At 61.6% G+C, this 13556-nt stretch carries 11 protein-coding genes; 4 read left to right on the top strand and 7 right to left on the bottom strand.

The annotated features are described in order from the left end of the window. The first annotated feature begins 79 nt into the window (after window positions 1–79). On the top strand, window positions 80–766 hold the full coding sequence (locus HU766_RS18140; protein ID WP_033697350.1) for a GNAT family N-acetyltransferase: 687 nt from the start codon (window positions 80–82) through the stop codon (window positions 764–766). A gap of 33 nt (window positions 767–799) precedes the next feature. Here the strand turns inward: HU766_RS18140 and HU766_RS18135 are convergent, their stop codons facing one another. The 5 genes from HU766_RS18135 to HU766_RS18115 are packed head-to-tail and all read right to left on the bottom strand — an operon-like array spanning window position 800 to window position 5237. Continuing rightward, window positions 800–1555 (bottom strand): ABC transporter permease, encoded by a 756-nt coding sequence (locus HU766_RS18135; RefSeq protein ID WP_186659487.1) that lies wholly within the window; start codon window positions 1553–1555, stop codon window positions 800–802. Beyond that, on the bottom strand, window positions 1555–2760 hold the full coding sequence (locus HU766_RS18130) for an ABC transporter substrate-binding protein (protein WP_033697347.1): 1206 nt from the start codon (window positions 2758–2760) through the stop codon (window positions 1555–1557). Before HU766_RS18130 ends, HU766_RS18135 begins: the two co-directional genes overlap by 1 nt. Next, a complete protein-coding gene (locus HU766_RS18125) occupies window positions 2747–3568 on the bottom strand; it encodes an ABC transporter ATP-binding protein (RefSeq protein ID WP_186659482.1) in 822 nt (273 codons plus the stop codon). The genes HU766_RS18130 and HU766_RS18125 overlap by 14 nt, the downstream gene beginning before the upstream one ends. Continuing rightward, the gene (locus HU766_RS18120; RefSeq protein WP_186659480.1) at window positions 3565–4629 is read right to left on the bottom strand and encodes an acyl-CoA dehydrogenase family protein; all 1065 of its coding nucleotides are present in this window, start codon (window positions 4627–4629) and stop codon (window positions 3565–3567) included. Before HU766_RS18120 ends, HU766_RS18125 begins: the two co-directional genes overlap by 4 nt. A gap of 47 nt (window positions 4630–4676) precedes the next feature. Beyond that, window positions 4677–5237 carry a carboxymuconolactone decarboxylase family protein gene (locus tag HU766_RS18115; RefSeq protein WP_186659477.1) on the bottom strand — a complete coding sequence of 187 codons (561 nt, stop codon included), beginning with the start codon at window positions 5235–5237 and terminating at the stop codon, window positions 4677–4679. A gap of 102 nt (window positions 5238–5339) precedes the next feature. Between HU766_RS18115 and HU766_RS18110 the strand changes: the two genes are divergently transcribed. The 3 genes from HU766_RS18110 (at window position 5340) to HU766_RS18100 (ending at window position 11277) form a co-directional block, all read left to right on the top strand. Beyond that, complete coding sequence (locus HU766_RS18110) at window positions 5340–6260, top strand: AraC family transcriptional regulator (RefSeq protein WP_186659475.1); 921 nt, start codon at window positions 5340–5342, stop codon at window positions 6258–6260. Window positions 6261–6385: 125 nt separating this feature from the next. After that, on the top strand, window positions 6386–6790 hold the full coding sequence (locus HU766_RS18105) for a hypothetical protein (RefSeq protein WP_186659473.1): 405 nt from the start codon (window positions 6386–6388) through the stop codon (window positions 6788–6790). After that, complete coding sequence (locus tag HU766_RS18100; RefSeq protein WP_186659471.1) at window positions 6787–11277, top strand: RHS repeat-associated core domain-containing protein; 4491 nt, start codon at window positions 6787–6789, stop codon at window positions 11275–11277. The genes HU766_RS18105 and HU766_RS18100 overlap by 4 nt, the downstream gene beginning before the upstream one ends. Window positions 11278–11453: 176 nt before the next feature. Here the strand turns inward: HU766_RS18100 and HU766_RS18095 are convergent, their stop codons facing one another. Both HU766_RS18095 and HU766_RS18090 read right to left on the bottom strand, forming a co-directional pair. Beyond that, complete coding sequence (locus HU766_RS18095; protein ID WP_186659469.1) at window positions 11454–11993, bottom strand: Rrf2 family transcriptional regulator; 540 nt, start codon at window positions 11991–11993, stop codon at window positions 11454–11456. Window positions 11994–12099: 106 nt separating this feature from the next. Beyond that, the gene (locus HU766_RS18090) at window positions 12100–13479 is read right to left on the bottom strand and encodes an NAD(P)/FAD-dependent oxidoreductase (protein WP_186659467.1); all 1380 of its coding nucleotides are present in this window, start codon (window positions 13477–13479) and stop codon (window positions 12100–12102) included. Window positions 13480–13556 lie beyond the last annotated feature (77 nt).

The raw sequence follows: 13556 nt of genomic DNA, 5'->3' as shown, positions 1-13556 counted from the left end.
TCGGCAAAACCGGTTAGACTGTAGTACCCGCGTCAGCCAGGCGCGGGTTGTATTCCTACCCGCCGGAGCCTGCCCCCCGATGTTCATCCTGAGCCGCCTCGACAGCGTGCCGCCCGAGTCTTTCCAGAACCAGATCCGTGAGCTGGTGATCAACCACGTCGGCGAATTGAGCAGCGTTGCCATTCTTGCCGACAACCCGCTGTATCCGCTGTACCAGTACGGTGTCGGGATGGAGGTGCACCAGTACCTGCAGGCCATGGACGGTACCGGTGGCCTGTCGGTGACGCTGACCTTGGCGCTGGATGCCGAGGCCCCTGACCAATTGCTCGGCTTTGCCCTGGCGTTGCCGGCCGATGACGACCCGGACACCTGCGCGCTGGCATTTCTCGCCGTGCGCGCCAGCCATCGCCGCCAAGGTATCGCCCGCGCCCTGCTGGGTGATTTGCAGGCCCGCCATGCCTGCGTCGAATTGAACACCTTTGCCGGCCAGGTACCGTGGTTCGAAGCGATGGGCATGCAGGTGGTGGCGGCCAACGGGCCGCAGGTGCTGATGAGCAGCACCGGGCAAGCCAGCGGGGCGTTGATTGGCCGGCTGGATATCGGGCCGATCTACCAGACCACCGAGGTACATCAGATCCATACCTACCTGCTCAACCAGCAGGGCGAGGATGCGATGATCGAGGCCGAGCAGATGCGCGACGAGCGGCTGGACGAGCTGGCTGTTCAGGCGCAGGCCTGTGTAAGGCAGCGCAAGACCGTGCATTGATACGGGGGGGCCGCACAGCGGCCCCTCCTGTTTTCAGCCATGCACCCAGCGCCGATGCAAGCCACGCGCCAGGGCATCGAGCATGAAGCCCAGCACGCCGATCAGCAGCACCATCGCCATCAGCTCCGAATACGCCAGCCGGTCGCGGGTGTCGAGAATGAAATACCCCAACCCCGCACTGACCCCCAGCATCTCGCACGGCACTAGCACGATCCACAGGATGCCGATGGCCAGGCGCACACCGGTCAGCACATGGCCGATCACCCCCGGCACAATCACCTTGCACAACGTCTCCCAGCGCGTGGCACTCAAGCTGCGGCTCAGTTGCAACCAGCGCGGGTCGAGCTGGCGCACGCCCGCAACGGTGTTGAGCAGAATCGGCCACAGCGCGGCGAAAGCCAGCAGGAAATAGATCGGCTGGTCGCCCACCCCCATCAGCATCACCACCACCGGCATCCACGACAGCGGCGAAATCATCCGCAGAAACTGAAAGGCCGGCGTGGTCGCCGCCTCCAGGTGCCGGTAGCTGCCTACCAGCAAACCGAGGGGTACGCCGATCAACAGCGCCAGCAGCAGCCCGATCAAAATACGCTTGAGGCTGACCCACACGTGGCCGTAGACCTCGCCCTGCCCCAACAGCTCGACCAGGCTGGCCAGGGTGGCCTCGGGCGAGAAGCGCGCCGACAGGCCGTCGGCCTCGCCAAACAGCGCCACACCCGCCCACCACGCCAGCAGCAACAGCAACAGCCCGGCCAAGCCCAGGCCGGTATGAACCACATGCTTGCCCATCAGACCGCGAACTCCTCGCTACGCTCGAAACTGTCGGCAATACCGAACACCGATGGCCCGCCAACGGCCGCGATGGCGTTGCGCACGAAGCGGTCGTCGACCAGGTCGCGGGCGGTTTGCGCCGGGTCCAGGCCTGCGAGAAAACCACTGTCGCCTTCGATCAACGTGCGCTGCAGGCGCTTGACCAGCTCCTCGGTGTAGCTGGGGAACGGGTAAGGCTGGAAGTCGATACGCCGCTCGTCCCATTGCTGGTGCTGGATCGCACCACTGGCGATATAGGCTGCGCGGTCCTCGGCGGCTGGGGCCAGGACTTTGCTCAGCACCGCAGGCTCGTGCGGGGTGTACTTGTTGGGGCCGGCCTTGGACAACAACGCGGCGGCTTCGGCGCGGTGCTCGCGGGTCCATTGCTGGGCCTTGACGATGGCGTTGACCACCTTCTGCGACCACTCCGGGCGGTTGTTGAGGTCGTGCTCGTGCATGAACACCACGCAGCAGGCGTGGTTGCGCCAGACATCGCCGGTAAACCGCTGCACACGGCCAACCTTGAGGTTTTCGGCCAGGGCGTTGAACGGTTCGGCGACGATATAACCAGCGATACGCTTGCTGGCCAGTGCCGGTGGCATGTCGGACGGCGGCAGCACCAGCAGGTTGACTTCGTTGGCCGCAAGCTGCGTATTGACCGGTTTGGACACCGGGGTCAGGCCGTTGTCGTTGAGCATCTGCTGCAGCACGACGTTGTGGATCGAGTACCAGAACGGGATGGCGACGGTCTTGCCGCCCAGTTGCTTCATGTCGGTGATGTCGGGCGCCACGGTCAGGCCCGAACCGCCGACATGGTTCCAGGCCACGACCTTGGCCGGCACCTTGCTGGCGTAGCGCGCCCACACGGTCATTGGCGACAACAGGTGGATCACGTTGACCTGGCCGGAGATGAACGCCTCGATCACCTGCGCCCAACTGCGCAGCAGCACCGGGCGCTCGGCCTTGATGCCTTCGGCCTCGAACAGGCCATTGTTGTGCGCCACCAGCAACGGCGTGGCGTCGGTGATCGGCAAGTAGCCGATGCGCACCGGCGCGTCCGGTTCGGCGGCGGCGCGGGCTTGCAAGCTCGACAGCAACGGCAAGGCACCGGCGGCAGTGAGCATGGCGCCAAGCTTGAGAAAGTCGCGACGCGACGAAGCAGAACAGCAGTCATCCATGCACATGGACAGCCTCCGAGGGCAAGGGGGTGGGGGAAGGTTCGACTGTGCGGCTTGCCCGCCGAAGGGTTTTGACGATCTCGATGCGCAGGGCGCCCAGTTCATCGACCCGGTGCGTGCGCGGCTGCGGCAGGTCGATACACCACTGGCCGAGGATATGCGCTGGGTGGTTGCCCAGTAGCAGGACCCGGTCGGACAGCAGCAGGGCTTCGTCGATATCGTGGGTGATCAGCACCGCCGCAGTATTGTGGGTGGCGATCAGTTGCAGCAGCAGTTGCTGCATGTCGGCCCGGGTCACCTCGTCGAGGGCGCCAAACGGCTCGTCAAGCAACAGCACTTCAGGTTGGCGTGCCAGGCAGCGGGCCAGCGCGGTGCGTTGGGCCATGCCACCGGACAACTGCGCCGGGTACTGGTTGCGCGCATGGGCCAGGCCCACGGCGGCAATCGCATGGTCGATGCGCGCACGCCGCTCGCTGGCCGCCAATTTGGGCTGGCGGGCGAAGTCCAGGCCGAAGGCGACGTTCTTCTCAAGGCTCAACCAGGGCAGCAGGCTGGGGTCCTGGAAGGCCACCGCCAGGCGCGGATGCGGCCCTTGCAGCGGCTCGCCGCGCAGCGTCACGCTACCGCCACGCGGCGCCTGCAAGCCCGCCAGCACCCGCAACAGGCTGGACTTGCCGACACCACTGGGGCCCAGGATGGTCACCACCTCGCCCGGCGCCAGCTGCAGGTCGAACTGTGCCAGCACCTCTTGCCAGCCCCCTTCGCGGGGGTAGCCCAGGCTGATGGCGCGGGCGTCGAGCAGTACCTCGCTCATGCGGCGCCCGCCTGGCGTTGCAGTTCGGCGCGCAGTTGCACCAGGCTCGGCGTCACGATCGGCACGAACGCCGACTCGCGCCAACGGCGGGCGAAGCCTTCGCCATACTCGCTCAGGTAGGCCTTGCCACCACTGGCCTGCAGCTCCAGCTGCACCGCGTCGGCAGCGCATTCGGCGAGGGTGATGCGCAGTTTGAACAGCGCCCCCGGCTGCTGCAGGAAGCGCTCGTCGAGCAGGCCCTGCTTGAGTTCGCTCACGGTGTTTTCCAGGCGCGTCTTCAGCACCTGGCCGGCCTCGTCGAGGAACGAGCCACGGCCTTGCAGGTGTTCCGCCACCTCATCCAGTGCCCGCCGGGCCAAGCCGATGGCCATGCCGCATTGCAGTGCCAGGAAGGCCGGGCGCACCTTGGGCAGGAACGCGCGGGCATTCTCGTGCAGCAGCCACTCGCGGCCCAGCTCAACCTGGTGGAACGCCAGCGCGGCAGTATTGCTCGATTGCAGCCCCATCAGTTGCAGGTCGTCCGAGCGCTCCAACCCTTGCGCCTCGGACGGAATGGCCACCACGAACGGTGCCCCTTCGGCCTCACCTTCGATGGCTGCCGCCACCACAAAACCACTCTTGCGCAGGTTGGTCACCCAATGCAGCCGGCCTTCAAGCTGCCACCCGTCGCGGCTCTGGCGGCCTCGCACCTGCAGGCTCTCGATGCCGGAGAGAAACTTCATGGCATTGGACAGCCCGGTTGCACCGGCCAGCTCACCCGTCAACAGGCGTGGCAACAGGCGCTCGCGCAGCGGCTGGTTGGGGCTTTGCAGCAGGTATTCGATGAAGGCGCGCTGGCCCCAGCAGACGAACGCCGCCGCCAATGAACGGCTGGCAATGGCCGCGATCGCTTCGACCGCGTCGGTCACCTGCCCGCCCGTGCCACCCAGCGCCGCATCGACGCCGATGCGCAGCACTTGCGCTTCGGCGATGTGCGCCAGGACCAGGTGCGGGTCGCACACGCCCTGGTCGATTGCCTCGGCGTTGGCATCCAGCCATTGCCGAAATGCGGGATCAAGCATGTCTCTACTCCTTTGAAAACGCCGGCGTGGCCGGCACCACACTTGGCTTACGCAGACGGCTGCCAGCGGTACTTGCTGAGTTCGTCGTTGAGCGGTGTCTGGGCGAAGACATTAGCAAAGTTGCACAAGGTTGCGAGGCTCACGCCAAGAATCACCTCCAGGGCGTTGCCTTCGCTGAAGCCGGCATCGCGAAATGCCTGGAAGGTGGGCTCGCTGACGTTGCCACGGGTGGCGATCACTTCACGGGCAAATGCGGCCAGGGTTTCGTAGCGGGCATCGGGCAGTTCGCCACGGGCGCGCAGCGCGTCGACCACGGCCTGGGGCAGCTTGGCCTTGTTCAAGGCCACCGCAGTGTGGCCGGCGACGCAGAAATCACAGCCATGCTGGGTAGCGGCAATCAGCTGCACCACCTCTCGCTCGGCCAGGGTCAGCTCGGACTTGCCATTGAGCGCCGACACGGTCACGTACGTTTCCAGGGCGGCCGGGGCGTTGGCCAGCACGCCCAGCAGGTTGGGGATGAAGCCGGAATTCTTCTGGGCGTTTTCGAGGAATGGACGGGCCGCTTCCGGGGCGCTCTGCAGAGTGTGTAAAGTAATGCGCGAGGACATGGAGTGGTCTCCTGTGGTGGGTGTCCTTACAGTCTGTTGGTTATAAGAATTCGCCTCCATATTCATCAGTCGCCTTTCCTTGCTCCTGAGTCTTTGCATTAGATGATTTCGTCCAGCCACCTTGTCGATTGGTTATTAGAAGGCCTGGAGCTCGATGCCAGCCTGTTTCATGTCGGCCGCTATTGCGGTGGCTGGCACGCCAGCACCCAGGGCATGGGGCGGGCCAGCTTCCACCTGGTGGTGCAGGGCCATTGCTGGCTGCACATTGATGGCGAGGCCGAGGCGCTGCGGCTGGAGGCCGGCGATGCGGTGTTTTTGCTGCGCGACCTGGCTTATCGGTTGTCCAGCGACCACGACCCGGCAAGCGCCTGCAACCAGCCGCGCCAGGCCATGCAGGCCCTGGATGCCCATGCCGGCGATGGCGTGGGCTTGGTGTGCGGGTTCTTTCACTTCCGCCCGGGGCTGTCGTCACTGATCGTCGAGGGCTTGGCCGACTGGATTCTGTTGCGCGCCGACGAGCCTGCCGGGCATGCGGCGCGAGCGCTGTTCGGGCTGATCCTGGAAGAATGCGAGCGCCCGCCAGCCCCATCGCAGACCTTGCTGGAGCGGCTGACGCACTTGTTGTTCCTGTACGTTTTACGCCAGCAAGTGCATGCCGGACAGCCCCTTGGCGGGCTTGTGGCCCTGGCCCGGCAGCCCGCGTTTGCCGCGTTGCTGGCGCAACTGATCGAACAGCCTGGGCAGGCGTGGACGCTGGAGAGCATGGCGGCTTGCACGGGGTTGTCGCGCTCGGCGTTTTTCAAGCGTTTCAACGAACTGGCCGGGCAGTCACCGGGGCAGGTGCTGCTGGCCTTGCGCATGCGCCATGCGTGCCAGCTGCTGCAGGCAGGGAACACCGTTGAGCAGGTAGGTGCGCAGGTGGGGTATCAGTCTGTGGCGGCGTTTACCCGGGCGTTTGCCAAGGCGGTGGGGGTGCAGCCGGGGGCTTATCGGCGGCAACATGAAGCACGCGCAGGGTTGTAGTGTCCCCCATGGGCCTCGAGATTACTCCCGTGCGCGGGGCCTGAAAACTAGCATTTTTGTCAGTTGTTGGCTGACTGCAGGCCATGTCCAAATTGTGCCAGGCCCTCACTCGATGGAGTCGCACTATGGAATGGCGCCGCTGCAACACTGGCTTGACGGTGGGGGACATGTCCGCGTCCGCCGATCGCTACCTCTGCGTGCATGACGATGATACCGGTCTGCCGGTAGGCCCACGGTTAGGTTTCAAATTCGGCGAGAACAACACACGGGACAAATGGCCTGCCTTTTTCCGCGAACAGCTGCGCGAGTCACCTCCAGTAACTTCGTGCACCTGGATACCCACACGGCAGTCGATGGCGATATCCAGGCCGAGTAAACCGTCGACCTCTGGCAGCGCGATCTTAAAATTCCGCCTGGCCACACAGCCCATCAGCACGACGGTAACCACTGAAGATCTGAACGTCAGGGCGCAGCCCGCTGCGCCCGTGAACAGTACTGCCGAAAACTCATTGGAGGAAAGCCGCTCATGAATACCGATGCCAAGGCAACTATCAGTACTGATCCATTTACACCGGTCAGAACGGTAAGTGAAACCTCGCACTTCACTTACGATGCGGATTCAGGGCTGCTTTCCCAGATCGGCGCTGACGATGGGCAAACCACTCACCTGTGCTACTACCCGGTAACGGCCAGCACGGCAAAACCTGATCGTAGCGACAAGGTGCCTACGCTGACGGCGCTGGTGAGAGGGCTCAAACTGGAAAAGGATGAGGCCGCTATCCCCATCCAGTCGCTGTCCTGCCCGACGATCCCCGATACCAGCACCCCGCCCTTGCTTGCGCAATGCAGCTATTTGAAGTTCCCCGACGGCAGCACGTCGGAAATGAACGTGACCCTGTTCGGTTATGCAAACGCCAGCACCGACAGCCACGGCGTCTTGATGCCCGACATGGTGCTGAGCCTGGAAGGCGTTACGGTCGACTTTTCGACTACACCGTGGACCCTCACCACTGCGACGGGGCGCCAAGGGCTGGTGGTCGACTTGCAGCAGGTGACCCACACCAAGACCGGCGCAGAAACGCAGACCGAAACGACTTCGACCCGTTGGTACAAGAACAATACTGCCCGGCAGACGCGCACCCTGACTGAAACCACCACAACCGCAAGTGGCAAATTGCGGGTAAAGAGCGAGTCGCCCTTCAAGCACGGCGAGCTGAACCTCACAGCTACCGTGGCCCAGCACATTCGCTCCGCGCGCAGCGACCGCGTGCTAGCCGAGACGGATCAAGACGAGCTGGGCAGGCCAACATCGATGGCTTACCACACCTATGACGCACGAGACCGTTTGCTGACCAGCACTACCTATGCCTGGAATTCCAATAAATACACCTCGCAAGAGGCAAATGGCGAGGCCCTGGCGAAAACCGAACAGCAATGGGTAGAGACAGGCAACGGCACCTGGATCGTCACCTTCGGCCCGGATGGCCGCAAAGGGCGCACCTTGCTCGATGGCCTGCAACGCCCCGTTCGGCGTGAACTGCAGCGCCAGGCAGGCGATGACGATTCGGCACAGAACTACGTATGCCTTGAAGAAATCGCCTACGGCGCAGACGGTGAGCCGCAGCACCAGTGCATTTACGACTACCACCCTGGGGGCTTGTGCGTTCGCAACGACGGCGTGAGCTTGCCAGGCACCTTGCGGGACTGGTTCTGGGAAGCCGAGGCGCAGGGCGACAAGGTGGAGGCAAACGGCACGCAGAGTAAGCGTACCGAAACTATCGTTGGCACCCTGCTGCGAGGCCCTCTGCACAGCGTCGAAGACACACAGAGTAACCACACCGACGGCAAGGTCACACTCGCCCTCAGCCATAAAGTCTGGAACGCGACGAGCAAACAACTGGAGGCCATAGGCCTGAGTAGAAAGCAGCAAATCAATGCTCGCGGCCTATGCGACAAGGTCACTGAAAAAGTAGGCACCGTTAGCCGGGAATGGACATTTGCCTATGACGAGCTTGGGCGGCGAACCCAGACTACCGGCCCCGATGACACGGTGGTCAAATGGGCTTACGAAGGGCTCAGCACCATTGCCACCCAGGTCACCATCAAAGCCAAATCAGGCCAAGAGCAGCAACTGGCTGAACAAACTTTGCACGGCGGCGATATCGTTTCCAGGACGGTGGGCGCCGGCGACTCGGCGCCGACGATCACGTTCAAGAGAAGCAGCTATCAACGCCCTGATGGCACTGAAGTAACGAATGAAGGCAATGCCAGCAGCTCACCGCAGATGTTCACATTCAAGGTAGGTGGCTATCAACGCCCTGATGGCACTGAAGTAACGAATAAAAGCAGCGCCGACGGCACCAGTGTGTCTTGGTTCGTCAAGGGTAAGAACGCCGCAGCCAAAGTGCTGATTAAAACATTCACTTACAACGAAATCACGCAGGGCATCAAGGCCGAGCGCCTCGCAACCGAACCCAACCAGCAAAGTCTGATCAGCACCGAAAGCGTTTCGCCTCTTCTGCTAGGGCAGATACTGACAACCCGAACGCTTCGAGGCATGCGGCAGCAGGAACGTGTTCAGCATTCGCTGCGTGGCACTATCGACCGAACTGCCTTGAACAACGGTATCGTCAGCCGCGCTTGGCACGATGGGCAGAACCGACGTACGCGGGTACGCCGCTCGGGCCTGGACTATTGCTATCGCTATGCCGGGCAAGGCGAGCTTGAACAATTGCTCGTAAGCGACCGGCGCAATGGTACAAACCTGCTGGTTGACCTTGCTTACGATAGCTTTGGCCGGGAAACCCAGCGGACTTACCGCCTGGATGGCGTGATCAAAAGCCGCTATGACCAAACGTGGTCGCGAACCGGGCAGCTCTTGAGCAAAACGTGGTACCGCAACGGTGAAAGCTCGGCCACGCGTACCGAAACCTTCACCTACGAAACCTACCGCAACGAACTCAAAAGCTGGAGCGTGACGGCAGTCACAGGCTACGAGATTCAAGACAGGGACAAGAACAGCATCAAGAATCAGGCCTACACCTATGATGCGCTTGGCAACCTGCTGACCTGCACCACGGCCTATAACGACGGCGCAAGCGAGAAGCGCACCTACGCGTACGACAATAAGCTGCAACCCACCCTACGCACGAAGGTCACGGTGGCGAGGACGCCGAAGGGGGCAACACAAAGCACCTCAACCATCCTCGAACTTGTCAGTGACACCAATGGCAACCTCACGACTGACGTCTCAGGACAGCAATTCGCCTACACGCCTGAAGGGCAACTGCAGTCGGTGACTGGAGGCAGTGATGGTAAGCTCCTCGCAAGCTATGAATATGATCACATCGGTCGCCTGGCCTCTCAATGGGATGAAGCCAATAAACAACGCCGGGTCATGCAATACAAAGGCGACCTGCTGTGTGGGGAAATGTGGCTGGATGCGCAGAGCAAACCTGTGCGGCACCGGGTGCTCGATGAAGAGGCCGGGCTGGTGGTGCAGTGTCGAGAAATGGGCCAGGCGACCCCTGCGACGCACACCCTTTTCCTATTGCCAGACCCACAAAACGGTGGCGCCGAAGAGTATTCGGTCGATGCCAGCGGCAACTGGCAAAGCCAGTCGGTAGGCTTCACGCCTTGGGGCGAAGCGCCACTGGATCAGCTTAATGCGCTCAATTGCGGTTTGGGCTATAACGGTCAGCGCGTCGACCCGGTAACCGGCGCCTACCACCTGGGTAACGGCTACCGCGTGTACGACCCCAAGTTCCAGGCCTTTTTTCAGGGCGACAACCTGAGCCCATTTGACGAAGGTGGTCTGAACGATCGGGCGTATTGCGCAGGGCGTGACCCTGTCAACTGGCATGATCCCAGTGGGCACATCATGGTGAGCCGCCGAGAACAAGCGACGCAGCTAGCCTCACTGGATGAGATGATCCGAGAAACGACCCCGCCCCATCATGAACCTGCAGCGTTGTGGGAATGGCTGCTGCTGGCTGGCTTTTTTGTGCTGGCTGTCATCGGCTCAGTCATGACAGGCGGCTTGCTTGGGGGTCTGTTATTTGCCGTTGCCGCTGTGGCGTTCTCCCTGGGAGCAGCGGAACTTTCGTTGCGACAGCGCAACCCCAGCTTATCGTCGAAACTGGGCTGGGCAAGCGCGGCAGCTACTGTGTTCGACGGCTCCGGCAGAGGCCTGGCGAAACTTGGCAATTTACTGATGAAAGGGGCCAGCAAAGGCCTTAAGGGACTACAGCTATTACGTACTTCTGCGTTCAAGAAGTTGTCAAGACTGTCCACCTCACTCTCACAGCGCATGGGCAGTGGTTTCGAGAGCCTTAGCAGTTGTATCAAATACCGTATTGTTACAGTGTCGAAAATGCCGGTAAATACAATACCTGGACGTGTAACGAAAAAACAAAGAGACTTGCTCAACGCCAGCCGGCCCGCTACTCCACCTGCCAATGTCGCTGCACCCCGCACGTTGCATGTGCCTCACGTAGTGACGGTAGATAGTCTAGGCGACTATGACTTGTACCGCAGGACCTATCATCCATCAGACAGAGTGGTCATGTCATTCCACGGGAAAAATGCAATCAGAGGAGGGAAAGTAGAAATCCCGTCCAATTCCCAACTTAATCATTACGCCCCCGCAACTGGCACGGCAAACACTGACATCGCATACATCCGGAGAACAAACATTGTCTCTCGAGATGTTGGATTAGGAAAAGTAGCTGCAGGAACAGGTAATATAACCAAAACCGTACCCGGCGGCCACTATACATCTAACTACGTGATTGACCATTTTGAAAAATACAACCACACGAATCTGTGGGACCTCGTGGAGAAGCATAATGTCGACATACTGGTTCTCAAACCTAACACCGGCTCCCACACACTCGAAGACGCCTTCAACACACTCGAAACCGCCGGCCACCAATATAAAGTCTACGACTACGTCGCCTGCCGTGCATCAGAAATAAAATTGAACCTCTGGATGAAGTTACCTGCCAATAAAATTTGACAGGGAATACCCGATCAGAACTGCGAAGGCGCCGAGTTTTTACTCCAGAAGAGTAAAGGCTGCATCAGGCCCCAACTGCGCCGAACAGGCCTCCCACCGATTCGCAACTCAATACAGAGGTTGTGCATCGGTGAGAAGCCAGTTTGCAGACAGTTCGTACTGAATCTGAGCGCGCCCTACAGCTGACCGACCGGGATATCCCCCCCGCTCTTGCCATCACGCCGCTCACCCATCCACTCATTCACCCGCTGCCCAAACGCCGCCGGTGCCTTGCGCCCGAAGCGCCGCGCCAGGTCGAGGATGGTCTGCTGCGCCAACGCCTCTTCCATGCGCTTCTGCGCCCCCAGCATCACGGCATGAATCGCACAGGTGCCTTCAGTCGCCCAAGCGGGCGGCGAACCTTCGAACAGCGTGCAACGCTCGCGAATCTCGCGGCAGTCGAAAATAGCCTTGGGCCCGTCAATAGCATTGACGATATCCAGTACGGTGATTTCGTCCGACGGCCGCGCCAGGCGGAAGCCACCGCGCACGCCTTCGGTGGCAGCCACCAGCCCGGCGCGGGCCAGTTTGGTGAAAACCTTGGCCAGGTATTCCTGAGGCACACCTTGCAGCTCAGCCAGGTCGCGCACGCTGGACTCACGCGTGTCACCGCGCTCGCCCACCAGGTACAACAGGCAATGGATGCCGTATTCGACGCCAGCACTGTAAAGCGCCATAACAATCTCCGACCAACTTTGTCGCAAATGATACGCGGGGAAGGCCAGCACCGCAAAGCACTTCCCCGCGTGCCACACAACTTGGTCGCGATGTCAGTGCCGGCGGCTACCCGCGCAGCACCTTCACCTCACCTTGCTTGCCGTCCGTTTCGCGCAAGTACTCCTGCAGCGAGTCGTCCATCGCCTGCAGCCAGCGGGTATGGTGAGGCACGGCCTTGGTGCCGGTGATCACAGAGCGGTACGATTTGTCACGGTAGCCCATGATGTCGTGCTTCTTGTCGCTCTTCCATTGCAGGAAGATGCGGTTCACCGCATCGATATCGAAGCGCGGGTAATCGGTCTGCTCGATCAGGTGCTTGATGTATCGGCCCTGGAATTCATACATCGAAGCGGTGGTTGCCAGCTGCTCCTCTTCCTCGCGCCAGCGCGCGCTGTCGGCCTGCATGGCCGCCTTGGCCGGCAGCTTGATGCGCCCCAGCATGTAGTCGCGCGCAAACCATGCCTGGGCGTCGAACAGGTTGAAGCTGTACCACAGGTCCTGCATGCCCAGGTAGAGCAACTGCGGGTTCTGCTCCCACACCACGCCTTGGTACAACCCGGCAGGCCACAGGCGGTTGTTGGTCTTGAGGGTGAGTTCATCGGGCAGGAACGGGAAGTGATGCTGGTAGCCCGTGCACAGGATGATCGCATCCACGCGCTTGTTCGAGCCATCGGCGAAGAACGCCAAGTCGTTTTCGACGCGGACCAGCTGCGGGCGCTCTTCCCAGCCCTTGGGCCATTTGTAGCCCATCGGCTGGGTGCGGTAGGCCGTGGTGATCGAGCGCGCGCCGTACTTGTAACACTGCGAGCCGATGTCTTCGGCCGAGTAGCTGCTGCCGACAATGAGCAGGTCCTGGCCGTTGAATTCCATCGCTTCGCGAAAGTCGTGGGCATGCAGGATACGCCCGGTGAACCGCTCGAAGCCTTCAAACTCCGGCACGTGCGGGGTAGAGAAGTGCCCACTGGCCACCACCACATAATCAAACACCTGCTCGATGCCAAGCCCCGCGCTGTAGTCGTGGGCGCTGACGGTGAACTCGCGGGTGTTCTCATCGAAGCTGACGTTCTTGACCGCAGTATTGAAGCGGATGTAGTCGCGCACCCCGGCCTTCTTCACGCGGCCTTGGATGTAGTCCCACAGCACCTCGCGCGGCGGGTACGAGGAAATCGGCCGGCCAAAGTGCTCATCGAAGCTGTAGTCGGCGAACTCCAGGCATTCCTTGGGGCCGTTGGACCACAGGTAGCGGTACATGCTGCCGTGCACCGGTTCGCCATGCTGGTCGAGGCCGGTGCGCCAGGTGTAGTTCCACATACCGCCCCAGTCGGCCTGCTTTTCGAAGCATACGATCTCGGGCATGGGTGCGCCCTGGGCATGGGCGGATTGGAAGGCACGCAGTTGCGCAAGGCCGGACGGGCCGGCACCGATGATTGCGACACGAAGAGTCATAGTGATTCCTGAACAGTTGAACGCTGAAAAAATGCAAAGGCTCCCCAACCCCGAACGGCAAAAGGCCGGGGGTGGTG

The sequence above is a fragment of the Pseudomonas sp. SWRI77 genome (genome assembly GCF_014269105.1).
GTDB classification, from domain to species: domain Bacteria; phylum Pseudomonadota; class Gammaproteobacteria; order Pseudomonadales; family Pseudomonadaceae; genus Aquipseudomonas; species Aquipseudomonas capeferrum.
This window is presented reverse-complemented; position numbering and strand designations above follow the sequence as displayed.

Coding starts and splice junctions, on each gene's coding strand:
- HU766_RS18140 (WP_033697350.1), top strand. CDS start 80: ATGTTCATCCTGAGCCGCCTCGACAGCGTGCCGCCCGAGTCTTTCCAG.
- HU766_RS18135 (WP_186659487.1), bottom strand. CDS start 1,555: ATGGGCAAGCATGTGGTTCATACCGGCCTGGGCTTGGCCGGGCTGTTG.
- HU766_RS18130 (WP_033697347.1), bottom strand. CDS start 2,760: ATGTGCATGGATGACTGCTGTTCTGCTTCGTCGCGTCGCGACTTTCTC.
- HU766_RS18125 (WP_186659482.1), bottom strand. CDS start 3,568: ATGAGCGAGGTACTGCTCGACGCCCGCGCCATCAGCCTGGGCTACCCC.
- HU766_RS18120 (WP_186659480.1), bottom strand. CDS start 4,629: ATGCTTGATCCCGCATTTCGGCAATGGCTGGATGCCAACGCCGAGGCA.
- HU766_RS18115 (WP_186659477.1), bottom strand. CDS start 5,237: ATGTCCTCGCGCATTACTTTACACACTCTGCAGAGCGCCCCGGAAGCG.
- HU766_RS18110 (WP_186659475.1), top strand. CDS start 5,340: ATGATTTCGTCCAGCCACCTTGTCGATTGGTTATTAGAAGGCCTGGAG.
- HU766_RS18105 (WP_186659473.1), top strand. CDS start 6,386: ATGGAATGGCGCCGCTGCAACACTGGCTTGACGGTGGGGGACATGTCC.
- HU766_RS18100 (WP_186659471.1), top strand. CDS start 6,787: ATGAATACCGATGCCAAGGCAACTATCAGTACTGATCCATTTACACCG.
- HU766_RS18095 (WP_186659469.1), bottom strand. CDS start 11,993: ATGGCGCTTTACAGTGCTGGCGTCGAATACGGCATCCATTGCCTGTTG.
- HU766_RS18090 (WP_186659467.1), bottom strand. CDS start 13,479: ATGACTCTTCGTGTCGCAATCATCGGTGCCGGCCCGTCCGGCCTTGCG.